Here is a 23,459-nt window from a genome sequence, read left to right as displayed (position 1 = left end):
GTCGTCAAGGTTTTGGGGCGGGTTTCGTGCTCCAAGGTAGGTGTCATCGCCCGGCTCGACCGGGCGATCCAGTATTCCGAGAAGGAGCGGCTGGAGTCGAGGGGCTGCGGCGTACTGGATGCCCCGCCTTCGCGGGGCATGACGGCGGAATGGGCGGAAGGAGGTGCGCGCTTCTGACCCGCCCCGATCACCAAAACGGCAATGTTTAAAACGCCTTACCATCACATAAAGGGCGTATTCGCGCCCGAAGTATCAGGTGCGGTTCCGCGTCCTGATACGCCCGGACACATTGCTTGCCGCGGTTTTTGGCTTAAGTAACAGCCGTTCGCGCCCCGATTGGATTGTTTCGTGCTCACAACGCCTCATCTCGCGCCCGGCCTGCGCTCGACGGAGCCGCGCGCGGCCGCTCCGCGCTTTGCCGGCCGGCTGGTCCTGGCGGCCCTTGGCGGGCTGGCCTTGGCGTGGGCGGCGGAGCCTGCGGCGGCGCAAGGCAAGCTCGAGGCGCAATATGAGGCGACGCTGGCGGGCATTCCGGTCGGCAAGGGCGCTTGGAATATCGAGATCCAGGACGATGTGTTCGCGGCCGCGGCCTCCGGCGGCACCTCGGGGCTGCTGAAATCGTTCGCGGGCGGGTCCGGCACCGGCGCCTCGCAGGGCCGCGTGGTCAACGGCGCGCTGGTCGCGACCGGCTACCAGGCCTCCACCACCACCTCGAAGAAGACCGAAGAGATCCGCATCACGCTCGACAAGGGCAATGTGAAGGAGTTTGGCATCGTGCCGGAGCCGCCGGTCGATCCCGACCGCATCGTCGTCACCGACGCGCACCGCCGCGGCGTCTGGGACCCGATGACGGCCTCGCTGCTGCGCGTGCCCGGCACCGGCGACCCCGTGACGCCGGACGCCTGCCACAACTCGGCGCCGGTGTTCGACGGCCGCATGCGCTACGAGCTCAAGCTCGATTTCAAGCGCATGGAAACCGTGAAGGCGGAGAAGGGCTATCACGGCCCGGTCGTGGTCTGCTCGCTGTTTTTCGTGCCCGTGGCCGGCTACATCCCCGACCGCCCCGTGATCAAATACCTCGCCGCCCAGCGCAACATCGAGGTCGCTTTCGCGCCGGTGGCTGGCACGCGCATCCTGGTCCCGTTCTGGCTGAAAGTGCCGACGCCGCTCGGGCCGGCCATGCTGGAAGCAACCTCCTTCATCACTGCCGCAGCGCCGCCGCGGGTCGCGAAGACGCAGTAAGCCTGGCGCCCCGCGCCGCGCTGACCCTCCCTTTTTGCAAAAAAGAACACAAGCGATTTCAAATACTTACCTACTGTGCATGGGGTTGTTTTCGCGCTTTTTGTTTGAAAAGGGTCGAGGGCCGGGAATCCATTTGACTCCTCCCCGATTCTGATTCGACTCCGCGCCGTCCCCAGCTTTAAGGAATCTGGCACCGAAACGTCGCTTGTGCGGCGGGGCAAAACTCCATCTAGTGCGCAGACAATAAGTCTCCCGCGACATGTTGCGTGAACGGAACAGGACTCATCGGGGAGTCAGCGATTCGGCCGCGATTCGTTCTCAACTCGTTCCGAAACTTAAAGCCAACGGGAAAAGCGTCGCAAAGTGAGACAGTTGCGCGAGGTTTGGGGAGTGCCGCCTTCTCCGCCGTCATGCCCCGGCCTGACCGGGGCATCCAGTACGCCGCGCCATCTCGGTTTGATCTGCGCCGCCTCTGGAATACTGGATCGCCCGGTCGAGCCGGGCGATGACAGCAGTGTGTGAGGTCGGCGCTTCACGCCGCCGCCCCAAAACAGCACTGACATTCGCCCCAATCGCCACTACCTAATCCCCCAGATGCCCTTTTCCTCCTCCCCCTTCGCTTCCGAGCGGCTTCCCGGCGCCGGCGTCACTGCGGTGCTCGGACCGACCAACACCGGCAAGACCCATCTCGCCATCGAGCGGATGCTCGCGCATCCCTCCGGCATGATCGGGCTGCCGCTGCGCCTGCTCGCGCGCGAGGTCTACAACAAGATCGCCGCGCGGGTCGGCCCCGACGCCGTCGCGCTTGTTACCGGCGAGGAGAAGATCAAGCCGAAGAGCCCGCGCTACTGGGTCTCGACCGTCGAGGCGATGCCGCGGGATCTCGACGTCTCGTTCCTCGCCGTCGACGAGGTGCAGATCGCCTCCGATCTCGAACGCGGCCACGTCTTCACCGACCGCATCCTCAACCGCCGCGGCCGCGACGAGACGCTGCTGCTGGGCGCCGCGACAATGCGTCCGATCATCGAGCGGCTGCTGCCGGGCGTCTCCATGATCACGCGGCCGCGGCTGTCGCAGCTGGAATTCGCCGGCGACCGCAAGATCACGCGGCAGCCGCGCCGTACCGCCATCGTCGCTTTCTCGGCCGACGAGGTCTATGCCATCGCCGAGCTGATCCGCCGCCAGCATGGCGGCGCTGCCGTGGTGCTGGGATCGCTCAGCCCGCGCACGCGCAATGCGCAGGTGGCGATGTTCCAGAACGGCGAGGTCGACTACCTCGTCGCCACCGACGCTGTCGGCATGGGCCTCAATCTCGACGTCGACCACGTTGCCTTTGCCTCCGACCGCAAGTTCGACGGCTACCAGTTCCGCCGGCTGACGCCGTCCGAATTCGCCCAGATCGCCGGCCGCGCCGGCCGCGCCACCCGCAACGGCACCTTCGGCACCACCGGCCGCTGCGCGCCGTTCGAGCCCGAGCTCGTCAATGCGCTGCAGAACCACACCTTCGACCCCGTGAAGGTTTTGCAATGGCGCAATTCCAAGCTGGATTTCGCCTCCCTCGGCGCGCTCCAGGTGTCCCTGAACCTGGCCCCCGGCCATGAGGCGCTGACGCGCGCGCCGATCGCCGAGGACATGCGCGTGCTCGACCACGCCGCCCGCGACGTCGAGGTACGCGATGTCGCGCATGGCAAGGATGCGGTGGAACGGCTGTGGGAGGCCTGCCAGATCCCGGACTACCGAAAATTGTCGCCGGCCGCCCATGCCGAGCTGGTCACCACGCTGTACGGCTTCCTGATGCGGAAGGGATGCATCCCCGACGCCTGGTTCAGGACCCAGATCGACCAGGCCGACCGCGTCGACGGCGATATCGACACGCTGTCGGCCCGGATCGCGCAGATTCGCACCTGGACCTTCGTCGCCAACCGCCCCGACTGGCTGAAAGACCCCGAACGCTGGCAGGGGATCGCGCGGGAGATCGAAAATAAATTATCGGATGCGCTCCATGAACGCTTGACTGAGCGTTTCGTTGATCGCCGGACCAGTGTATTGATGCGCCGCCTGCGGGAGAACACGAGCTTGAATACGGAAATCGGCAAGACCGGCGAAGTCATCGTCGAAGGCCATGTCATCGGCCGCCTCGACGGCTTCACCTTTGCACCGGATGCGGCGGAAGCCGGCTCCGATGCGAAAGCGTTGCAGGCTGCAGCGCAGGCCGTGCTCGCCGGCGAGATCAACGCGCGCGCCGAAAAGCTCGGCAACGCGCCGGACGAGCAGTTCGTGCTGACCTCGGAAGGCATCATCCGCTGGACCGGCGACGCCGTGGCGCGGCTGTCTGCCGCAGAGGAGGCGCTGCATCCGCGCATCCGCATCATCTCCGACGAACGCCTGACGGGCGGCCCCCGCGACAAGGTGCAGGCCCGGCTCGACCTCTGGCTCAAGACGCATGTCGAAAAGCTGCTCGGGCCGATGTTCGAGCTCAGCAAGGCCGAGGACGTCACCGGCATCGCCCGCGGCATCGCCTATCAGCTCGTCGAGGCGCTCGGCGTGCTGGAGCGCCAGAAGATCGCCAACGAGCTGAAGGACCTCGACCAGCCCTCGCGCGCCGTCCTGCGCAAATACGGCGTCCGCTTCGGCGCCTATCACATCTATTTCCCCGGCCTGCTCAAGCCGGCCGGGCGTGCGCTGGCCGCGCTGCTCTGGGCGCTGAAGCAGGACAATGTCGATCCCTCCGCGCTGTCGGGCGCGCAGCATCTGGCAAGTTCCGGCCGCACCTCGTTCCCGGTCGACAAGCAGCTGCCGCGCGATGCCTATCGCGTGCTCGGCTACAAGCAGGCTGGCGAGCGCGCCGTGCGCGTCGACATCCTGGAACGTCTTGCCGATCTGATCCGTCCGGCGCTGGCCTGGCGCGAGAACGCATCCGGCGAAAAGCCCGCCGGCGCGTTCGACGGCCGCAGCTTTGTCGTGACGCAGGCGATGACGTCGCTCACCGGCTCGGCCGGCGAAGACTTCGCGTCCGTGCTGCGCGCGCTCGGCTATCGCATGGACAAGCGTCCGCCGCTGCCGGCGAAGCCGGTTGCGGCTGTTGCCGAGGCGCCTGTTGCTGAAGCCGGTGCTGAGGCTCCGGCCGAGGCGGCACCAACCGAAATGCAGGTCGAGGATGCCGCCGAGCCTGCGGATTCCGCGATCGAAGCCGCCGCCGAGCCTGTTACCGTCGAAGACGCGCCCGGGATGGAGCAGCACGACGAGCCCGCGCACGGCGAGCCCGCGCTCGAGGCTTCCCCGGAGGCGCCCGTCACGCCGGAAGACGCTCCCGGCATCGCGCCACCGGCCGAAGAAGCTGCGGTCTCCGCTGAAGCTGCCGAAGCCGCTCCCGCCGAAACCGCTCCCGCCGAAACCGCGCCTGCCGAAACCGCGCCTGCCGAAACCGCGTCTGCAGAGACTGCTGCAACCGAAGCCGCTGCGTCGGCCGACGCCGCTGCGCCCGTTGAGGCCGCGGCCACGCCCACTGAGCCCGAGCTCATCGAGGTCTGGCGTCCGGGCGGCCGTCACGACGATCGCAAGCCGCGCCACGAGCGCCATCGCAACCAGCGTCATCACCAGCCGCGTCCGCAGGCCGGTGCTGAAGCAGGCGCCGCGGCGCCTGCCGAAGGTGAAGCCGCGCAGGCCGCCGACGGCGAGAAGCGCGGCGAGCGTCATCGCCATGGCGGCGGTCATCGTCGGGATTCTGGTCGCGATGGCGGCAGAGACTTCCGCAAGCCGCGCGAAGGTGGCGGCGAAGGTGCGCCGCGTCCCGAGGGGCGCGACGACAAGAACCGCAGCTTCCAAGGTAGAGATCAAGGCAAGGACCGCGACAACAAGGATCGCGATCGCAACAAGGGCAAGTTCGGCGGCGATCGCGACAAGGGCCGCGACAACCGTGGCCGCGACCGCGACAAGGGCCGCGACCGCCAGGGCGGGCCGTCGCTGCGCCCCTACGCATCGAGCGCCAACCCCCGCGAGCGCGATCGTCCGGTCGATCCGAACTCGCCGTTCGCAAAGCTCGCTGCGCTGAAAGAGCAACTGTCCGGCCGTAAGGAGTGAGCCCACGACCGAGCGGCAGCGCATCGACAAATGGCTGTGGCACGCGCGGGTGGTGAAGGCGCGCACCTCCGCCGCCGAGCTTGTCGAGTCCGGCCATGTTCGCGTCAACGGCGCACGCGAGAAATCGCCGGGGCATGCGATCAAGATCGGCGACGTGCTCACCATCGCGCTCGATCGCACCGTGCGCGTCTTGAAAGTTGCAGCCTTCAACGAGCGCCGCGGCGATGCCGCCTCCGCCCGTCTGCTCTACGAAGAGCTGAGTGAAGGCACTCCAAATGCCCGGCGCAATTAATTGCGCTTTGAATTCATTTCTTGGTCGATCGAGCCCATAAAGCCGTCATGATCGGCCGTTCCTGAGCTTGCAGCGCCGGGCCATCCGCGCTACGCAAGCCGCGACTTTTAAAAGAGCTTTTCGGAGCGTTGGATGACTTACGTCGTCACTGAAGCCTGCATCAAGTGCAAGTACACCGACTGCGTCGAGGTCTGCCCGGTCGACTGTTTCTACGAGGGCGAGAACATGCTCGTCATCCATCCTGACGAGTGCATCGACTGCGGCGTGTGCGAGCCGGAATGCCCCGCCGACGCCATCAAGCCGGACACGGAACCGGGCCTGGAAAAGTGGCTCACCGTCAACGCCGATTACGCCAAGAGCTGGCCGAACATCACCCAGAAGAAAGAATCACCCGCCGACGCCAAGGAGTTCGACGGCGTGGAGGGCAAGTTCGACAAATATTTCTCTTCGAACCCCGGCTCCGGCGACTAATTTGGGCCTAAACTTAACCCTAATGGCGGCGTAACCGTCGAAAGCCAGCCCTCAAGACCCCTAAATCATTGATTTTTGCGGGAAATGTGCTATATTGGGCACATTAAGCCGAACCCTGGTCAGCCCCGTCGGCCCCGTTGGGTTCCCGTGAAACCAGATGTCGAACAGGGGCGTGGCAGTTTCCGCGCGCAGGCTGTGTCACAGAAAACGCGTAAAAAGAGTACTTCAGCGAAGGCTTCCCGTAAGGAGCCCAAGAAAGTCGCCGCGGCCAGCCGTAGCGCATCCAAGGGTCGGACCGCGACGAAGGCGCCGGCTGCAAAGTCCTCGAAGAACAAAAGAAGCGCAATGCCTAACAAGACTGCCAAGCCGGCCGCGAAAGCGACCGTTGCCAAGCCTGTTGCTAAGCCTGCTGTTGCCAAGGCGCCCGCTGCCAAGGCTCCCGCTGTCAAGGCTCCCGCTGCCAAGCCCGCCGCGCCGAAGGCTGCTGTTGTTGCTGCTGCTCCTGCCAAGGCCCCTGTCGCTGCCGCCAAACCGGCCGTGAAGCCCGCGGCTGCTGCGCCGAAGGTCGAGGAAAAGAAGGTTGTGACCCAGCGTCAGGGCTTCAAGGCCAACGAATTCGTCGTCTATCCCGCTCATGGCGTCGGCCAGATCCTGGCCATCGAGGAGCAGGAGATCGCCGGCGCGAAGCTCGAGCTGTTCGTCATCAACTTCATCAAGGACAAGATGACGCTGCGCGTGCCGACCGCCAAGGTCGCCAATGTCGGCATGCGCAAGCTGTCCGAGCCCGCGCTGGTGAAGCGTGCGCTCGAGACACTCAAGGGCCGTGCCCGCGTCAAGCGCACCATGTGGTCGCGCCGCGCCCAGGAATACGAAGCGAAGATCAATTCGGGCGACATCGTCGCGATCGCGGAAGTCGTGCGCGACCTCTACCGTTCCGAGTCGCAGCCCGAGCAGTCCTACAGCGAACGCCAGCTCTATGAAGCAGCGCTCGACCGTCTCTCTCGCGAGATCGCGGTGGTGCAGCACTCGACCGAGACCGAAGCGGTCAAGGAGATCGAGGCCCAGCTCGCCAAGAGCCCGCGCCGCACCGGCGCCAAGTCGGAAGCCGCCGAAGGCGAGGCCGATACGGATGCCGAGGGCGATAGCGACGAGACCGATGGCGGCACTACGGTCGCCGACGAGGCGGCGTAAGCGTCTCGCCCGTTCATCGCAACAGATCAAAGCCCGGCCGTTTGGCCGGGCTTTTTGTTTGGGGCGCTCCGTCGGGGATACGCTGTGCTGACACACCCTATAGGACCGCCACAATATCAGCGCGCTCGCTCAATCTCGCTCCGGGCGATAGCCTTGGGCTGCGACGGGGGCGGCTGCCGGCACTCCACGCGAGGCTACGATGGCGCCGCCCGCGTTCTGCTGCAGGATCAAGACGTCGATGCCGCCGGGTGTGACCGCGATGACGAAATCATAGCCGTCGAGCAGCCGCGCAACAACGCGATTCAGCGGTGCATTGAGCTTCAGTGTTCTCGCGGCGTCGAGCGTCCCCTTGCTGTGGTAGCGCAGAGCAAACTTCGCCTGTAACGCGTCGAGCACGTCGCGCAGCGGAGCATCCGCGACGTCGATGCGGACCGTGTCTGTGCGCCCTTCGATGCTGATCTGCGTCCGTGCCGCCACGCTGTGGCCCGCAATCAGCGCGAGCGCCAGGCCGCCGGCCAGCGGCACGGCCAGGCGCAAGCTGAAGGGCGGCATCATTCCCCCGAAGACGAGACAAACGCCCGCCGGCGGTGCCGGCGGGCGCGATGGGATAGCAGGATCGGATCTGCAGGGAAATCCCCAGCAGCGCAACTAATCGTCGCCGCGCTTGGGCGGAGCGGGAACGGCGGTGCGATTACCCGGCACGATCTGCGGCTGGAACGCAAACACCTCACGGCTGCGGTCGTCCACGAACACCTTCAGCCAGTGCGCGTCGTTGTTGCCGTTTTCCTGATGGTCGCCGAAGGTCTCGACCCGAACGAAGTTTTCGAGGCGCTGGCCCTTGGCATCAAGGAAGGGTCGGTCGATCCGGAAGTAATGGGAGTCGCCATGGACATAGGCGACCGGCTTCCTGAAGCCGACGACTTCGTCGCGCAGCGCAACCAGGAAAGCCTGGAAGCCGTCGGGCTGACCGTCGGTTTCCGCGAGTGTCTGCGGGTCGCGCAACGGTGCGCGCGTCCCATCCGTCAGATCCCAGCCCGGATCGGCCTGCGATATGAACATGACGGCCGAGGCGCGATAGGTCCTCGCCATTTCGAAGGTCTGCTGCATCCACACGATGTTGGCGCTGTTTCGTGCGGCCCATTCGGCATTGTCGGGGGCGGTATCGCAAAGATTGTTGCACGATCCCTGGATGTTGAGCGTGGCGTAGACCACGCCCTTCATGATCCAGCGGCGGTTTTCGACACAGCCCGTGAGCTGATTGTTGTGATCGAGACAGAGCTTGTCGTGCTGGACCTGCTGCTTGATCGGTCGCTGTCCGAGGGAATAGTCGGTGCTGAAGAACAGCTTGCGCTCGTAGTCGAGCCGATCGCGCGACGAATATGAGCCGTTCTTTGCCCGATCGCAGTCCGTCCAGTCGTTATCGCCGGGCGTGACCATCGCGGCGGTGTTCAGCGCGTTGAAATACCCAAGCCCCTGCTGGTAGAGCGCATCGCTGCACACGGTGGGCGTCACGGATCCCGGCGTGCCGTTACCGGCCTTCAGATCGCCGTCGTTGACTACAAAGGCGAGTTTCTGCGCGTTCATGTCGGCAACCAGGTTCGGCACCCCGACCTGTGCCTGGAGGTCGGAATAGGGCAGATCGCCCCACAGGCCGATGGCGTAAGCGCGGCTCTCGCTTCGTCCGTCCCGGTCGTCATCGTCGGCATGCGCGCTGAAGGTCGGGCAAATCGCGAGAAGCGCTGCAAACAGAAAGCTGATCCTCCTTCGATAGTCGAAAGCGCGGCTTGCGCGCGTGCCATTCAGTTTCGTCATGGTCGCTCCCGAAAATGTTTGGATAAACAGAGGCTGCCGCCGGGCAACGTTGCGTTGTCCTGCGTCAGTCGGTTGACAGAAAATAAGAGTTGGTCGCCCCGCCCCTTAGCCTTTGAAGGCGAAACTCAGCGTACGCTTTCGCTATGACGCCTGCGTGAAACGGTCGCACTTGCGCGCGGGACTGCCGACGAAATAGCGCCGACAAGTGCGGGGGCAGCATCTCGACGCAGGCGTACCTGACGACGGATCAAAGCTCACTAAATTCACCTGCCGTATTACGTGCCGATTCACTTCACCGGTCGTTTCTCGAGCTTCCTTGCCAGCGTGCGCCGGTGCATCCCCAGCCTTCTCGCCGCTTCCGAAATATTAAAGTCGGTCTCGATCAGGGTCTGGTGGATGCGTTCCCATTCCAGCGTCTTGATCGATGTCGGCCGGGTGTCGAGCGCGACCTCGGCATTGCCTTCGGCCTTGTTGAAGGCGGCTTCGATGTCGTCCGTGTTCGACGGCTTTGCCAGGTAATGGCATGCGCCGAGCTTGATGGCCTCGACGGCGGTGGAGATGCTGGCAAAGCCTGTCAGCACCACGATCAGCATCTCCGGATCGTGCGTGTGCAAAAGTTCGACGCAGGCGAGCCCAGAGGCGCCGCCGAGCTTGAGGTCGACGACGGCATAGCCGAAGGATCGCTCCTCCAGAACTTTCCGCACCTCCTCGATCGAGGCTGCGAGCACGACCTCGTAGCCGCGGCGCTCGAACGAACGCTTCAGCGTGCGCGCGAAGCCGGCATCGTCCTCGACGACGATGAGCGAGCGGTCAGGCGTCAAAGCTGCCTCCGATCGCGAGCGTTGCGAGTGGCAGCGTCAGGCGGACGGTGGCACCGCGCTTCCTGTGGTTCTCGGCGGTCACGCTGCCGCCGAGCTTGCGCACCACGTTCACCACCAGGAACAGGCCGAGCCCGCCGCCGGCGCGGCCCTTGCTCGACTGATAGGGTTTTCCGAGCTGCACCAGCATCTCCGGCGCAAAGCCCGGGCCGCGGTCGCTGATCGACAACACGAGATTGTCGCCCTCGCGCTCGGCAACGAGCTCGACCCAGTCGCGCGAGACCTCGTAGGCGTTGTCGAGCACGTTGAAGATGACCTGCTTCAGCGCGATGTCGGACACGATCGCGACGTCCTCGCCGAAGGTGTTGACGAAATAGAGCGTGCGCGCCGAGCGCGCGTCGCGCCACTCTTCCACCAGCGCGGTGACGAAAGCCGTCACAGTCGTTGGCGACGAGCCTTCGCCGCGCGCTTCACCGGCCGACACCAGGATGCCGGTCACGATGGTCTTGCAGCGCTGCAGCGACGTCTCCATCTCCGCGAGATCCTCGGTAAGCTCCTGATCGGCGGCGAGTTCGGGCATGCGGCGCCAGTCGCTGAGGATGACCGAGAGCGAGGCGAGCGGCGTGCCGAGCTCATGCGCAGCGCCGGAGGCGAGCAGGCCCATGCGCACGATGTGATCCTGCTCAGCGGCATGCTGGCGCAGCGCCGCCAGATGCGCGTCGCGCTGGCGCAGGTTCCTGTTGATCCGGGTGACGAACACCACCAGCAGCACGGCGTTGAGCACGAAGCCCAGCAGCATGCCGGTCACGGTGAGCGTGTAGGTCTCGCTCAGCGGGTTCGGCGGCAGGTCGAGCGGCCGGTATGCGACGGTCAGCCAGACGAAGCTCGCGCAAGTCAACGCGACCAGCGACCATGTCGAGCGGCCATCGAGCAGCACCGCGCCCAGCGTCACCTGGAGCAGGAACAACGAGGTGAAGGGATTGGTGGCGCCGCCGCTGAGATAGAGCTGCGCGGTCAGCGCGGCGACATCCAGCATCAAGGCGACCAGCAGCTCGTTGTTGGTGATCGCGGCGCGATGGCGCACCCAGACGAGGCTGGAGACGTTGAGAAATACCAGTGCGCCGATCACCGCGCCCATGCGGGTGAGGGGCAGGGGGATGCCGAGCCAGACATGCACGCCGCCGATGGTCACGATCTGGCCGACCACTGCAGTCCAGCGCAGCTGGATCAGCAGCGCCATGTTCTTACGGTTGGTCTCGTCGTCGGTCGGCGCAGTGCCAATCAGCTCGCTGCGCGCGTCCGCCTGCGATTGGAGCGTGACGGCGCCATGCGTTCTTCCGTCGTCAGGTTGGCTCGACGATCGTTCCAGCATCTGATCCCGTCCTGCGGGCGACAGCATCGGAGCCGCCGGCCGCTTCGTGGACGAAGCCGCTCCAGGGTTTGTTGCGGCGGAACAGCCCGCCGCCGAATGTGACGAAAAGTTTACCGGCCAGCATGAAAGCCAGGGCAAACCACGTCAGCGCATAGATCAGGTGGTTATTGGGAAAGCTGACCACGGTCAATCCGCCGATTGGACCGCCGGTGGCTGGTGATCCGGCGTCGGCATCGACGAAGAACGGCGCGAAATTGTGGAGGCCATGTGCCGCCGCAATCGCGGCCACGTCCCGCGAGTACCAGCGGTTGTGCTGGGGCACGTTGTTCCTGAGGAATCCGCCCTTCGGCTCCGTCATGCGCAACAGGCCGGTGATCTCGACCTGGCCGTCCGGATTGCCGTCCCGGCGCGTCGATGCGTCGCGCCGCTCGGACGGCACGAAGCCGCGGTTGATCAGGACCAGCGTGCCGTCGGTGCGCCGAAGCGGCGTCAGCACCCAATAGCCGGGACCTTCCTCGGTGACGGCCTGAACCAGCGTCTCGCGGTCATGCAGAAAGCGGCCGGCGACGCTGACATGCCTGTATTCGTCGTTTGCGGTGGACACCGCGGGCCATGAAGCGGGCGAGGGGATCGGCTGGGCGGGGGCATGAACGCGCTGCTCGACGCGGTCGATCAGCGCCAGCTTCCAGGCGCGGCGCTCGATCTGCCAGGCGCCGAGCGCGATCAGAAGTGCGAAGGCCGTGAGCAAGAGGATCGTGAGCCACGAGGACGGGCGCGCAGCGTTGCGGCGCGTCTCACTTGCCTCGTTTGTCACGATCCGGGTCTCGTTCACTTCATTCCAGTCATCTGGTGGATCGGCATCATGTTGCTGTTGAGGTGATTCATCACCCACAGCGAACCCGACAGCGCGATCACCACCATGACGATGGTGAAGATCAGTGCCATCATGCTCCAGCCGTTCTCGGACGTCGTGTTCATGTGCAGGAAGTAGATCATGTGCACGACGATCTGCACGACCGCGAAGGCCATGATGACGAGCGCGGTGATCTGCTTGCTCGGAAGCGCGCCGCTCATCACCAGCCAGAATGGGATCGCGGTGAGCACGACCGAGAGCACGAAGCCGAGCATGTAGGTCGAGAACGAGCCGTGGGCGTGGCTATCGCCGTGGTGATGATCGTCCGCGTGGGCGGCGTGAGTATCGGTGTTCATCGCAGAACTCCCAGGAGATAGACGAAGGTGAAGACGCCGATCCAGACCACGTCCAGGAAGTGCCAGAACATCGACAGGCACATCAGGCGGCGGCGGTTGGCCTCGATCAGGCCGAACTTCCAGACCTGCACCATCAGGGTCACCAGCCAGATCAGACCGCAGGTGACGTGCAGGCCGTGGGTGCCGACCAGCGTGAAGAAGGCGGACAGGAAGGCGCTGCGCTGCGGGGTCGCGCCTTCATGGATCATGTGGGCGAACTCGGACAGCTCGATGCCGATGAAGGCAGCGCCGAACAGGCCGGTGATCGCCAGCCACATCTGGGTCTGGCCGATCTTGTTCTGCTGCATCGTCAGCATGGCAAAGCCATAGGTGATCGACGACAGCAGCAGCATCGAGGTGTTGACCGCGACCAGCGGCAGCTCGAACAGGTCCTTCGGCGCGGGACCGGCGGCGTAGTTGCCGCCGAGCACGCCGAAGGTGGCGAACAGGATCGCAAAGATGAGGCAGTCGCTCATCAGATAGATCCAGAAGCCGAGCGAAGTGCTGTACCCTTCCGGATGCGGGTGTTCGTCGGCGAGGTAGAAGACCGGTTCGCCCGATTGGGCGGGATTGACAGCGACAGTCATTTACTTGGCTCCGGCGAGCAGTTTGGTGCGCGCGTCCTCGGCCCGGACGACGTCGTCGGCCGGAATGTCGAAGTCGCGGTGATAGTTGAAGGTGTGACCGATCCCGACGGCGAGCATCGCGATGAAGCTCACGGCTGCCAGCCACCAGATGTACCAGATCAGACCGAATCCCATCGCGGTGGCAAAGCCGGCGAGGATGATGCCGGTGCCTGTGTTGCTGGGCATGTGGATCGGCTTGAACCCGGTGAGCGGGCGCTGATAGCCGTGCTTCTTCATGTCCCACCACGCGTCATTGTCGTGAACGACGGGAGTGAAAGCGAAGTTGTAGGCCGGCGGCGGCGAGGAGGTCGCCCATTCCAGCGTGCGCGCATCCCAGGGATCGCCGGTGACGTCCTTGAGCTGCTCGCGCCTGAGGAAGCTGACTGCGAACTGCATCAGCATCGAGAGGATGCCGAGGAAGACCAGGAAGGCGCCAATGCCGGCGACGATGAACCAGATCTGCAGGCTCGGGTCGTCGAACACACGGAGCCGGCGGGTCACGCCCATCAGGCCGAGCACATAGAGCGGCATGAAGGCGAGGTAGAAGCCGGTGACCCAGAACCAGAACGACAGCTTGCCCCAGAACGGATCGAGCTTGAAGCCGAACGCCTTTGGGAACCAGTAGCCGATACCGGCGAACGCGCCGAACACGACGCCGCCGATGATCACGTTGTGGAAGTGCGCGATCAGGAACAGGCTGTTGTGCAGGACGAAGTCGGCCGGGGGCACCGCGAGCAGCACGCCGGTCATGCCGCCGAGCACGAAGGTCAGCATGAACGCGATCGTCCACATCATCGGCAATTCGAAGCGGATGCGGCCTCGATACATCGTGAACAGCCAGTTGAACATCTTCGCGCCCGTCGGGATCGAGATGATCATCGTGGTGATGCCGAAGAAGGAGTTGACGCTGGCGCCCGAGCCCATCGTGAAGAAGTGGTGCAGCCAGACCAGGTACGACAGGATGGTGATGACCACCGTGGCGTAGACCATCGATGTGTAGCCGAACAGCCGCTTGCCCGAGAAGGTCGAGGTCACTTCCGAGAAGATGCCGAAGGCGGGGAGAACCAGGATGTAGACCTCGGGATGACCCCAGATCCAGATCAGGTTCACGTACATCATCGGGCTGCCGCCGAAATCGTTCGTGAAGAAGTTGGTGCCGACGTAGCGGTCGAGCGAAAGCAGCGCGAGCACGACGGTCAGAACCGGGAAGGAGGCGACGATCAGGACGTTGGTGCAGAGCGCGGTCCAGGTGAACACCGGCATCCGCATCATGGTCATGCCGGGGCACCGCAGCTTGACGATGGTACAGATCAGGTTGATGCCGGACAGCGTCGTTCCGACGCCTGCGACCTGCAATCCCCATATGTAATAGTCGACGCCGACATCAGGACTGTAGCCGATGTTCGACAGCGGCGGATAAGCGAGCCAGCCGGTGCGGGCGAATTCGCCGATGAACAGCGAGGCCATCACCAGCACCGCGCCGCCGACCGTCATCCAGAAGCTGAAATTGTTCAGGAACGGGAACGACACGTCGCGCGCACCGATCTGGAGCGGCACGACGAAGTTCATCAGGCCGGTGACCAGCGGCATCGCCACGAAGAAGATCATGATCACGCCGTGGGCGGTGAAGACCTGGTCGTAGTGATGGGAGTTGAGATAGCCCTCCGAGCCGCCGAAGGCGAGCGCCTGCTGCAACCGCATCATCAGCGCGTCGGCGAAGCCGCGCAGCAGCATCACGATGCCGAGGATCATGTACATGATGCCGATGCGCTTGTGGTCGACGCTGGTGAACCACTCGCTCCAGAGATAGCCCCAGACGCGGAAATAGGTCAGGCCGGCGAGCATGACGAGGCCGCCGGTCGCCACCACCGCAAAGGTGCCGACGACGATCGGCTCGTGCAGCGGCAGCGATTCGAGGCCGAGCCGGCCGAAGATGAGCTTGAGAAGATCAGGAGACATGCGGGATCTCTTTACGAATCTGACTTCGGACGTTGTCCGAGGAAGAAGGACGAGGACTTCAGCGGCGTGAAGGTCGGCCGCTTCAGGCCGGCGCCGAGGAGCGGCGCGGTGTCGACAGGTGCCGTGATGGAGGCGGTGGTCCTGCCCTGCGGCGCATCGGGCGTGCAGGTGCCGGCGACGAAGGTCGGCTCCGGCCCAAGCGCCGTGCCGCGGCGGGCGTATTTGTCGTAGGCCAGCGGCAGCGTGTTGTTCAGGCCCTCATGGCCGAGGCCGCCCTTGGCGTCGATCGCCATCATCTCGCTCTGGCACATCTTGCCGGTCTCGACGCACATGTTGAGGATCAGGCGGTAGAGATCGGAATCGACGGTGCCGTAGCGCCGCACCGGCTCGTTCTGGCTGGGTTTTTCCAGCTGGAGATATTCGGAGCGGCCGAGCGAGCCGCCGCCGGATTTGGCGCTGGCGATCCAGGCGTCAAAGCCCTTGTCGTCGAGGCCCTGGAAGTTGAAGTGCATGCCGGAGAAGCCGGCGCCGCTGTAGTTCGCCGAAAAACCCCGGTACGTGCCGGCCTGGTTCACGACGGCGTGGAGCTTGGTCTCCATGCCCGGCATTGCGTAGATCTGGCCGGCCAGCGCGGGGATGTAGAACGAGTTCATCACCGAGGAGGCGGTGATGCGGAAGTTGATCGGACGATCAACCGGAGCTGCAAGGTCGTTGACGGTGGCGATGCCGTAGTCCGGATAGATAAAGAGCCACTTCCAGTCGAGCGCGACGACGTCGACCTCGAGCGGGGCCTTGGACCGGTCCACGGCGCGGTCGGCATGGATGCGGCCAAGCGTGCGATAGGGATCGAGCAGATGCGTGCCCATCCAGGTCAGCGCGCCCAGGCAAACGATGATCAAAAGCGGCGCCGACCAGATCACCAGCTCGAGGCTGGTCGAATGGTCCCATTCCGGCTCGTAGCGGGCCTCGGTGTTGGACTGGCGGTAGCGCCAGGCGAACAGCACCGTCAGCGCCATCACGGGGACGACAATCAGGAGCATCAGGACGGTGGAGATGATGACGAGGTCGCGCTGCTGCGCTGCGATATCGCCGGCCGGCGCCAGCACGATGTAGTTGCAGCCGCTGAGCGCAACTGCCAGGGGTAGCAGTGCCAGAATCTTGAAACGGGACACGGGCCGAGCCTTATGAGAATGAGTTTCCTTTGCGGGGCCAAGGGGTAGCTGCGGCGCAGCAATCCGGACATTGGACAATTTGTCCAATGTTGCAGTGCGGAATGATGCGTCAGACAGGGCTAGATTGCCTGGCGCCTCGCCGGGCGGTCGGCTTTGGTTTTCAGGACGTTAAGGGCGCTACGCATGGCGACGGCACAGACCCCCGCAATGGCAGACCTCCACTCGGGCGAGCACGGCCACGACCAGGCCAGTCCCGGCGAGATCGCCATCGGCGTCATCATCGGCCGCACCTCGGAATTCTTCGACTTCTTCGTCTTCGCGATCGCCTCGGTGATCGTCTTCCCGCGCCTGGTGTTTCCGTTCACGAGCGAACTGACCGGCACCCTTTATTCCTTCATGATCTTCGCGCTGGCCTTCGTGGCCCGGCCGATCGGCACCGTCATTTTCATGACGGTCGACCGCGAGTACGGCAAGACGGCCAAGCTGATCTCGGCGCTGTTCCTGCTCGGCACCGCCACCGTCGCGATCGCGTTCCTGCCCGGCTATCACGAGATCGGCGTTGCGGCGATCTGGCTGCTGGCGCTGGCGCGCATCGCACAGGGTCTGGCCTGGGGCGGCGCCTGGGACGGGATGGCCTCGCTGCTGGCGCTGAACGCGCCGCCTTCAAAGCGCGGCTGGTACGCGATGGTGCCGCAGCTCGGCGCGCCTCTCGGTCTGATCGTGGCGAGCGCGCTGTTCGCCTATTTCGCCGGAAATCTCTCGGCCGACGATTTCTTCGACTGGGGCTGGCGCTATCCGTTCTTCGTCGCCTTTGCCATCAACGTCGTGGCGCTGTTCGCGCGCCTGCGCATGGTGACGACGGAAGAATATGCCTCGCTGTTCGAGACCCGCGAATTGCAGCCCTCGCGCATCTCCGAGACGGTGGCGCGCGAAGGCCAAAACATCATGCTCGGTGCGTTTGCGCCGCTGGCAAGCTTCGCGCTGTTCCACATGGTCACGGTGTTTCCGCTGTCCTGGGTGTTCCTGTTCACCCGTGAAAGCCCGGTGCGCTTCTTGATCATCGAGATCGTCGCCGCCGTGTTCGGCGTCGGCGCGATCGTGCTCTCCGGCGTCATCGCCGACCGCGTCGGCCGCAAGTCGCTGCTGATGGGATCGGCGATCGCGATCGCGATCTATAGCGGCTTCGCCCCGCAGTTGCTCGATGCCGGCGCGTTCGGCGAGACCATCTACATGGTGATCGGCTTCATCCTGCTCGGCCTGTCATTCGGCCAGTCGTCGGGCGCAATCGCCTCGAACTTCAAGCAGGCGTATCGCTACACGGCCTCGGCGCTGACCTCCGACATGGCCTGGCTGTTCGGCGCCGGTTTTGCACCCCTCGTCGCTCTGTTGCTTGCGACCAATCTCGGCGTCATCGCCTCGGGGGCGTATCTGCTGTCAGGCGCGTTCTGGACCCTGCTCGCGCTCTGGCTCAGCGGCCAGCGCGAGGCGGGCGATATGGACGCGGGCGGTTAGGGCTCACCCCCAACGTCGTCCTGGCGAAAGCCAGGACCCATTACCCCGACGGGTTATTGTTGAAGCCACCCTGGAGCTACCAGCGTGCCCATTCCAGTATCCCGGGGTTATGGATCCCGGATCTGCGCTTACGCTTGTCCGGGACGACAGCGGAGTTTGAGGCCGCGTCTCAATCCGCCACGACCTTCACACGATCGCGCACCTTCACCTGTGCGTTGCGATCGAGCCCGTTGAGCACGCGAAAACGCTCGGCGGGATGATCGACGCCTGCCATGCGGTGGGAGAGCGATTCCACGGTGTCGCCCGGCTGCACGGTGATGACCTTGATGCGCAGCGGGCGGGCGGCCTGGATCTCGTCGAGCGTCAGGCGGCGAAATGAACTGACGGTCTCGCGCGCATTGCGCTCGCTCTCGGTCGACTTCTGTCGTGTCGCGAAGATGAAGCGATAGACGTCGCTACCGAAGCGCAGTGCATAGACCTTGAACTGCCACTGGTCGCCCTTGGCGGTGGCGGACGCGGCCGGGAAACCGTTGATGGTGATGTCCTCGGTGGACGCCTTCTCGACGCCCTCCATCCAGCCCGAATTCAGGTAATCGCCGAGCGACTGTTCGGCCGGCACCCGCACGACGTCGAAGCGCATCGCCTGCGAGCCGCCGTCGCGCACGCCGATCACGGCCTGCGCGGTGTTGTCGAGCGTAAAATTGTCCGGCGCCTGGAAGGTGAAGCCGAGCTTTGGATGCAGGAAGCGCCGGCCGCGGACAAAACCCTCGCTGGGGTCCTCGCCATAGACGAGATTGTCGATCGCGGCGAGATAGGTCTCGCGGTCGCGCTCGGCGCCCTCTGGCGCAGCATATTGTCGCGCGATGGTCTGCGCGTTCTGCACGCGCTCGGGCGTTGCCGGATGCGACGAGGTGAAATCCTGCGCGCGCGGATCCAGCGAAGTCTTGCCGGCCTTCAGCTCGGCATTGCGCTCCATCGCCGAAAGGAACCGTGCCGCACCATAAGGGTCGAAATGCGCGCGGGCGGAAATGCCGACGCCGATGCCGTCGGCCTCGAACTCCTGGTTGCGCGAGAAGCTCGCCATGGTCAGCTTGGTCTTGGCGAGCGCGAGCGCCGTGAGATCGGGGTCGTTGCTCATGTCGGTGACGACGCGGGTGACGATCGCGGCCTGGCGGGCCTGGTCCTCGCGCATCGCAGCGTGCTTGGACAGCACATGCGCCATCTCGTGGCTGAGCACGGAGGATAATTCCGACGTATCGCTCGCAAGCGCAAGAAGGCCGCGCGTGACATAGAGCTGGCCGTTCGGCAGCGCGAAGGCGTTCACCGCGCCGGAATTGAGGATGGTGACCCTGTAGCCCTGGTCGGGACGGTCGGACGCCGCGACGAGCCGGTCGACGGTTTTGGTGACCAGTGATTCGAGCCGGGGATCGTCATAGGTGCCGCCATAGCTCGCCAGGATGCGCTCGTGCTCCTTCTCGGTGGCGGGGGTCTGGGCGACGGCCGGCTTCGGCTTGGGCATCGCAACAGTCGGCGGGGCCGCCGCGGTCTGGAACCGGCCCATGTCGCCACACCCGGCAAGGGTCGAACCCAGCACGAGGCATAGCGCGGCCGGCGCAGCCCGCAGGCGGCGGCGTTCACCTCGTCCGTGCCGTTCTAGCACCCCATTCACGTCGCTTAACCCGTGCCTGGCCCCTTTTAGGGCCTTACCCCTGTCGGCTCGTTTGCGCCCAGCAACTCGACCTGTCCCACGAGGCGCACATCGATACGCGGCCCCGTATTCCCCTCGACCCAGCCCCTGACGCGAATACGTCTATTTTCCAAAGACTTAGGGACCATGCCGGCGCTTTCGAAGGCCGGTACTATGCGCTTTGAAATAGTCACGGCAAAGCCGCGTGTCCAGTTCCGTCCGAAGTTGAGGTAGGTCATTGCCCCAGCTTGCCGGACCGACAGGACTTTGCCCTCGACCACCACAAAACGCCCGATCCCCGCCAAAATATCGTCCGGACTTTCCGCGTTTTTTATGGCCGACGCGTCAGCCCAATTGCCCTTTTTTTCGCGCCGCGCCTCGGCCTCCGCCGCCATCAGGGCCGCCGCGCAGTCCTTGTCGGCGATCTCGGCCGAGACGATTGCGTCGCCTTGGGCGAGGAGGGCGGCCTGCACCGAGGTGCCGTTTTCGCCGACGAAGACCAGCGCGGCTTGCCGGCCGTAGCGGTCGGGCGTGTCGTTAGCGCTCCGCAGAATCACGTCGCGCCCGACGAGCAGCGAGGTCAGCGCCTGCTTCGTCGTCGCGCTCGGCTCGATCCCGGTCAGGCGGAGTTCGCGGCTGTCGTCGAGGCGAATACTGCGCGCGTCGACGACAGCCGCGACGCGGCCTTCGCCCAGGGACTCGAACTGGCACGGGCTCGCGAATGCGCTGTGCCCCGCGACGAGAAGAAATGCGGCAATGAGGTGAAGCCGTTGCGTCACGTGTCCCGGAGAGGTTGCGTTGGCCGTCAACTTTAACTCAAGCGCGGCGTGTCGCGAAGAGGCTTCCTCACATGCAGTGACGTGGAAACACCATCGGCACTCCGCCATTCCGCTTTGCGGAAAACGTGCGCGCCAATCGTGTCCTCGTGGCGCACCTTCGCTTGCTGCGCTCTCGGGCATGCGGCATGATTGCGGCAACAGCTTTAGCCAAGAGCAATAACCAAGCCGCCATCAGAGTACGGCGCGATAAGGGAGATCTTTTCGATGAAGCATATTTTGTCGGGCATTTTTGCTGCCGCGTTTGCGCTGAGTGCGAGCGCCGTGCAGGCCCAGGACAAGCCGCCACTCAAGATCGGTGGCATCCTCGACATGTCGAGCCTCTATGCCGACATCACCGGTCCGGGCAGCGAGACTGCGGCCAAGATGGCCGTGGAGGACTTTGGCGGTGAGGTGCTGGGGCGCAAGATCCAGGTGCTGGCGGCCGATCATCTCAACAAGGCCGACCTCTCCGCCAGCATCGCCCGCGACATGCTCGACAACCAGGGCGTCGAGATGATCTACGACGTCGCGGCCTCCGCGACCGCGCTTGCCGCCGGCGAGATCGCGAAAGCGCGCAACAAGATCATCATGTTCAACGGCCCGGGCTCGATCCGTCTCACCAACGAGGCCTGCGGTCCCTACACCATCCACTACGTGTTCGACACTTACGGTCAGGCCAATGTGACCGGTCTTGCGGCTGTGAAGTCCGGCCTCGACACCTGGTTCTTCCTCACTGCCGACTACGCATTCGGTCAGGATCTGGAGAAGGACACCAGTGCCGTCGTCACCAAGACCGGCGGCAAGGTGCTCGGCAGCGTGCGCCATCCGCTCAACACGTCGGATTTCTCGTCGTTCCTGCTCCAGGCGCAGGCCTCGAAAGCCAAGGTGATCGGGCTCGCGAACGCCGGCGGCGATACCGTCAACGCCATCAAGCAGGCGGCCGAGTTCGGCATTACCAAGGGCGGCCAGAAAGTCTCGCCGCTGCTCGCCTTCGTCTCCGACATCGACTCGATCGGGCTGGAAACCGCGCAGGGGCTGTTGCTGGCCGAAGCCTTCTACTGGGACCTCAACGACGATACGCGCGCGTTCTCGAAGCGCTTCATGGAACGCACCAAGCGCGTGCCGACCTCGGCGCAGGCCGGCGTCTACTCCTCCGTCACGCATTACCTGAAGGCCGTGAAAGCGGCCGGCACGACGGACTCCGCAGCCGTCATGAAGGTGATGAAGGAGACGCCAATCAACGACTTCTTCGCCAAGGACGGCAAGATCCGCGAGGACGGCCGCATGATCCACGACATGTACCTGTTCGAGGTGAAGAAGCCGTCGGAGTCCAAGGGCCGCTCCGACGACTACAAGCTGCTCGCCACCGTGCCCGGCAGCGAGGCGTTCCAGTCTCTGGAGCAGTCGCGCTGCCCGCTGGTGAAGAAGTGACGCGGAGCGTCATCCCGCGGCGGGCGTGAGCGACGGAGCAAGACAACAACGAGGGAGACCACCATGAGCAACGACATGGTCCTGCAAAAGCTCGAAGGCGGGCTGCTCACCATCACCATGAATCGGCCCGAGCGGAAGAACGCGCTCAACCCAGACATGGTGCGCGGGCTGGTCGAGGCGGCGCGGCGCGCGGCGGACGATCCGGAGGTGCGCGCGGTATTGTTCAAGGGCGCGGGCGGCTCCTTCTGCGTCGGCGGCGACGTCAAGTCGATGGCGGAGGGGCGGGCGCCGCTGCCGTTCGAGCAAAAACTTGCGAACCTGCGCCGCGGCATGGAGGTGTCGCGCATCCTGCACCAGATGCCAAAACCCGTGGTGGCCCAGCTCGATGGCGCTGCCGCCGGTGCGGGTCTGTCGATGGCGCTGTCGTGCGACCTCCGCATCGCCTCCGAGTCCTGCAAGATCACGACCGCCTTCGCAAAAGTCGGCTTCTCCGGCGATTACGGCGGCACCTATTTCCTCACCCAACTCCTCGGCAGCGCGCGGGCGCGCGAGCTCTATCTGACCTCGCCGGTGCTGACCGCGAAGGAGGCTCATGCGATCGGCATGGTGACGAAGGTCGTGCCCGACGCCGAGGTCGATGCCGCCGCGCACGAGCTCGCGCTGTCGCTGGCGCAGGGGCCTTCGATCGCGCTCGGCTTCATCAAGCGCAACATCAACAACGCCGAGCATCTCGCGCTGGAAGATTGCTTCGACGGCGAGGCGATCCACCACACCCGCTGCGGCGACACCGAGGATCACAAGGAGGCCGCAAAGGCGTTCGTCGAAAAGCGCAAGCCGACCTTCAAGGGCGCATGACCATGGCGCCCTACATGCGGTTGCGGCAGATCTGCCTGGTCGCGCCGCACCTCGCCGCCGTGATTACGGATATCGCGGAAATCATGGGCCTCGCGGTCTGCTATCGCGACGGCAATGTTGCGAAATACGGCCTGGAGAATGCGCTGCTGCCGGTCGACACGATCTTGCTGGAGGTGGTCGCGCCGTTCAAGGACGGTACCACCGCCGGCCGTTTCATCGAGAAGAGCGGCGGGCGCAGCGGCTACATGGCGATCTTCTGCTGCAACGATCCCGATGAGCGCGGTCGCAACGCCAACGCGCTCGGCGTGCGCACGGCCAACGTCATCGACCACGCGCCCTATCACGGCGTGCAGCTCCATCCCCGCGACTGCCGCGCCGCCTTCATCGAGTTCAACCACACCGACGGCAGCGACGACATCCTGGGCGCGTATCCGCCGGCGGGGCCGGACTGGCAAAAATTCATCCACAAGGACGTGACGCAGGCACTGACCGGCGTGGAGATGCAGAGCCCGGATCCGATAGGGCTGGCCGAGCATTGGGGGAAGATCATTGGTGTTGCGCCGAGTGGCGCGAGTGGCGAGACCGAGCTGAGACTTCCCAATGCGAATTTTCGCTTCGTGAAGGGCAGTAGCGAGATCATGAGCGCGCTGGAGTTTCGGGTGGCCGATGTGGCGGGTGTGCTGCATGTCGCCAGGGCGAAAGGACTCGCGGTTGCCGGCAACGAGTTTTTGCTGGGCGGGGTAACGTTCCGGATTGCGGCTTGAGCTCTTGCCTTCGTAGCTCCCAACCCGTCATCCTGAGGTGCGAGCTGTACGGTGCACAGCACCGTGCAGGGAGCCTCGAAGGATGAGCGGCCCGGCCGGTGGCCGTTCA

At 64.8% G+C, this 23,459-nt stretch carries 20 protein-coding genes; 9 read left to right on the top strand and 11 right to left on the bottom strand.

Annotated features, from left to right (window positions below):
- Positions 1-432: 432 nt before the first annotated feature.
- The 5 genes from QCM77_RS28730 (at position 433) to QCM77_RS28710 (ending at position 7,276) form a co-directional block, all read left to right on the top strand.
- Complete coding sequence (locus QCM77_RS28730; protein WP_279685849.1) at positions 433-1,242, top strand: DUF3108 domain-containing protein; 810 nt, start codon at positions 433-435, stop codon at positions 1,240-1,242.
- 594 nt (positions 1,243-1,836) lie between these two features.
- Entirely contained in the window at positions 1,837-5,322 is a 3,486-nt protein-coding gene (locus tag QCM77_RS28725) for a helicase-related protein (RefSeq protein WP_279685845.1), read from the top strand.
- Positions 5,323-5,344: 22 nt separating this feature from the next.
- Positions 5,345-5,614: an RNA-binding S4 domain-containing protein gene (locus QCM77_RS28720; protein WP_279685847.1), complete on the top strand. Its 270-nt coding sequence runs from the start codon at positions 5,345-5,347 to the stop codon at positions 5,612-5,614.
- Positions 5,615-5,746: 132 nt separating this feature from the next.
- On the top strand, positions 5,747-6,085 hold the full coding sequence (fdxA, locus tag QCM77_RS28715; RefSeq protein ID WP_211400087.1) for a ferredoxin FdxA: 339 nt from the start codon (positions 5,747-5,749) through the stop codon (positions 6,083-6,085).
- Positions 6,086-6,430: 345 nt separating this feature from the next.
- Positions 6,431-7,276, top strand: a complete 846-nt coding sequence (locus QCM77_RS28710) for a CarD family transcriptional regulator (protein ID WP_279685843.1) — start codon at positions 6,431-6,433, stop codon at positions 7,274-7,276.
- 129 nt (positions 7,277-7,405) lie between these two features.
- Here QCM77_RS28710 and QCM77_RS28705 read toward each other — a convergent pair whose 3' ends face one another.
- The 9 genes from QCM77_RS28705 to cyoA all read right to left on the bottom strand — a co-directional run bounded on the left by QCM77_RS28705 (position 7,406) and on the right by cyoA (position 16,283).
- Positions 7,406-7,831, bottom strand: a complete 426-nt coding sequence (locus QCM77_RS28705) for a hypothetical protein (RefSeq protein WP_511337213.1) — start codon at positions 7,829-7,831, stop codon at positions 7,406-7,408.
- 93 nt (positions 7,832-7,924) lie between these two features.
- Positions 7,925-9,088, bottom strand: a complete 1,164-nt coding sequence (locus QCM77_RS28700; RefSeq protein WP_279685840.1) for a hypothetical protein — start codon at positions 9,086-9,088, stop codon at positions 7,925-7,927.
- Between the two features lie 287 nt (positions 9,089-9,375).
- Complete coding sequence (locus QCM77_RS28695; protein WP_279685839.1) at positions 9,376-9,909, bottom strand: response regulator transcription factor; 534 nt, start codon at positions 9,907-9,909, stop codon at positions 9,376-9,378.
- Positions 9,899-11,278: an ATP-binding protein gene (locus QCM77_RS28690; protein WP_279664853.1), complete on the bottom strand. Its 1,380-nt coding sequence runs from the start codon at positions 11,276-11,278 to the stop codon at positions 9,899-9,901. The genes QCM77_RS28695 and QCM77_RS28690 overlap by 11 nt, the downstream gene beginning before the upstream one ends.
- Positions 11,250-12,110 (bottom strand): SURF1 family protein, encoded by an 861-nt coding sequence (locus tag QCM77_RS28685; RefSeq protein ID WP_279664854.1) that lies wholly within the window; start codon positions 12,108-12,110, stop codon positions 11,250-11,252. The genes QCM77_RS28690 and QCM77_RS28685 overlap by 29 nt, the downstream gene beginning before the upstream one ends.
- Complete coding sequence (gene cyoD, locus QCM77_RS28680; protein ID WP_211400082.1) at positions 12,107-12,487, bottom strand: cytochrome o ubiquinol oxidase subunit IV; 381 nt, start codon at positions 12,485-12,487, stop codon at positions 12,107-12,109. The genes QCM77_RS28685 and cyoD overlap by 4 nt, the downstream gene beginning before the upstream one ends.
- Complete coding sequence (gene cyoC, locus QCM77_RS28675; RefSeq protein ID WP_279664855.1) at positions 12,484-13,113, bottom strand: cytochrome o ubiquinol oxidase subunit III; 630 nt, start codon at positions 13,111-13,113, stop codon at positions 12,484-12,486. Before cyoC ends, cyoD begins: the two co-directional genes overlap by 4 nt.
- Complete coding sequence (gene cyoB, locus QCM77_RS28670; RefSeq protein ID WP_279664856.1) at positions 13,114-15,111, bottom strand: cytochrome o ubiquinol oxidase subunit I; 1,998 nt, start codon at positions 15,109-15,111, stop codon at positions 13,114-13,116.
- 11 nt (positions 15,112-15,122) lie between these two features.
- On the bottom strand, positions 15,123-16,283 hold the full coding sequence (gene cyoA, locus QCM77_RS28665) for a ubiquinol oxidase subunit II (RefSeq protein WP_279685837.1): 1,161 nt from the start codon (positions 16,281-16,283) through the stop codon (positions 15,123-15,125).
- 183 nt (positions 16,284-16,466) lie between these two features.
- Between cyoA and QCM77_RS28660 the strand changes: the two genes are divergently transcribed.
- Positions 16,467-17,795 (top strand): MFS transporter, encoded by a 1,329-nt coding sequence (locus QCM77_RS28660; RefSeq protein ID WP_279664858.1) that lies wholly within the window; start codon positions 16,467-16,469, stop codon positions 17,793-17,795.
- 169 nt (positions 17,796-17,964) lie between these two features.
- Here QCM77_RS28660 and QCM77_RS28655 read toward each other — a convergent pair whose 3' ends face one another.
- Positions 17,965-19,356 (bottom strand): M48 family metalloprotease, encoded by a 1,392-nt coding sequence (locus tag QCM77_RS28655; protein ID WP_279685836.1) that lies wholly within the window; start codon positions 19,354-19,356, stop codon positions 17,965-17,967.
- 134 nt (positions 19,357-19,490) lie between these two features.
- Positions 19,491-20,291 (bottom strand): thermonuclease family protein, encoded by an 801-nt coding sequence (locus QCM77_RS28650; RefSeq protein WP_279664860.1) that lies wholly within the window; start codon positions 20,289-20,291, stop codon positions 19,491-19,493.
- Between the two features lie 234 nt (positions 20,292-20,525).
- Here QCM77_RS28650 and QCM77_RS28645 point away from each other — a divergent pair, with 234 nt between their 5' ends.
- From QCM77_RS28645 to QCM77_RS28635, 3 genes are all read left to right on the top strand, one after another.
- Positions 20,526-21,731, top strand: coding sequence for an ABC transporter substrate-binding protein (locus QCM77_RS28645; protein WP_279685835.1), 1,206 nt, complete (start codon positions 20,526-20,528; stop codon positions 21,729-21,731).
- A gap of 63 nt (positions 21,732-21,794) precedes the next feature.
- Complete coding sequence (locus QCM77_RS28640) at positions 21,795-22,586, top strand: enoyl-CoA hydratase (protein WP_279685834.1); 792 nt, start codon at positions 21,795-21,797, stop codon at positions 22,584-22,586.
- Between the two features lie 2 nt (positions 22,587-22,588).
- Positions 22,589-23,350: a VOC family protein gene (locus tag QCM77_RS28635; protein ID WP_279685833.1), complete on the top strand. Its 762-nt coding sequence runs from the start codon at positions 22,589-22,591 to the stop codon at positions 23,348-23,350.
- Positions 23,351-23,459: the final 109 nt, after the last annotated feature.

Origin of the sequence: Bradyrhizobium nivariense, from assembly GCF_029846695.2 — a bacterium.
Taxonomy (GTDB): domain Bacteria; phylum Pseudomonadota; class Alphaproteobacteria; order Rhizobiales; family Xanthobacteraceae; genus Bradyrhizobium.
Note: the sequence above shows the minus strand (reverse complement) of the source record. Positions and strands in the feature narration are given on the sequence as shown.

Coding starts and splice junctions, on each gene's coding strand:
- QCM77_RS28725 (WP_279685845.1), top strand. CDS start 1,837: ATGCCCTTTTCCTCCTCCCCCTTCGCTTCCGAGCGGCTTCCCGGCGCC.
- fdxA (WP_211400087.1), top strand. CDS start 5,747: ATGACTTACGTCGTCACTGAAGCCTGCATCAAGTGCAAGTACACCGAC.
- QCM77_RS28710 (WP_279685843.1), top strand. CDS start 6,431: ATGCCTAACAAGACTGCCAAGCCGGCCGCGAAAGCGACCGTTGCCAAG.
- QCM77_RS28705 (WP_511337213.1), bottom strand. CDS start 7,831: ATGATGCCGCCCTTCAGCTTGCGCCTGGCCGTGCCGCTGGCCGGCGGC.
- QCM77_RS28700 (WP_279685840.1), bottom strand. CDS start 9,088: ATGACGAAACTGAATGGCACGCGCGCAAGCCGCGCTTTCGACTATCGA.
- QCM77_RS28690 (WP_279664853.1), bottom strand. CDS start 11,278: ATGCTGGAACGATCGTCGAGCCAACCTGACGACGGAAGAACGCATGGC.
- cyoD (WP_211400082.1), bottom strand. CDS start 12,487: ATGAACACCGATACTCACGCCGCCCACGCGGACGATCATCACCACGGC.
- cyoC (WP_279664855.1), bottom strand. CDS start 13,113: ATGACTGTCGCTGTCAATCCCGCCCAATCGGGCGAACCGGTCTTCTAC.
- cyoB (WP_279664856.1), bottom strand. CDS start 15,111: ATGTCTCCTGATCTTCTCAAGCTCATCTTCGGCCGGCTCGGCCTCGAA.
- QCM77_RS28660 (WP_279664858.1), top strand. CDS start 16,467: ATGGCGACGGCACAGACCCCCGCAATGGCAGACCTCCACTCGGGCGAG.
- QCM77_RS28655 (WP_279685836.1), bottom strand. CDS start 19,356: ATGGGCCGGTTCCAGACCGCGGCGGCCCCGCCGACTGTTGCGATGCCC.
- QCM77_RS28645 (WP_279685835.1), top strand. CDS start 20,526: ATGAAGCATATTTTGTCGGGCATTTTTGCTGCCGCGTTTGCGCTGAGT.
- QCM77_RS28640 (WP_279685834.1), top strand. CDS start 21,795: ATGAGCAACGACATGGTCCTGCAAAAGCTCGAAGGCGGGCTGCTCACC.
- QCM77_RS28635 (WP_279685833.1), top strand. CDS start 22,589: ATGGCGCCCTACATGCGGTTGCGGCAGATCTGCCTGGTCGCGCCGCAC.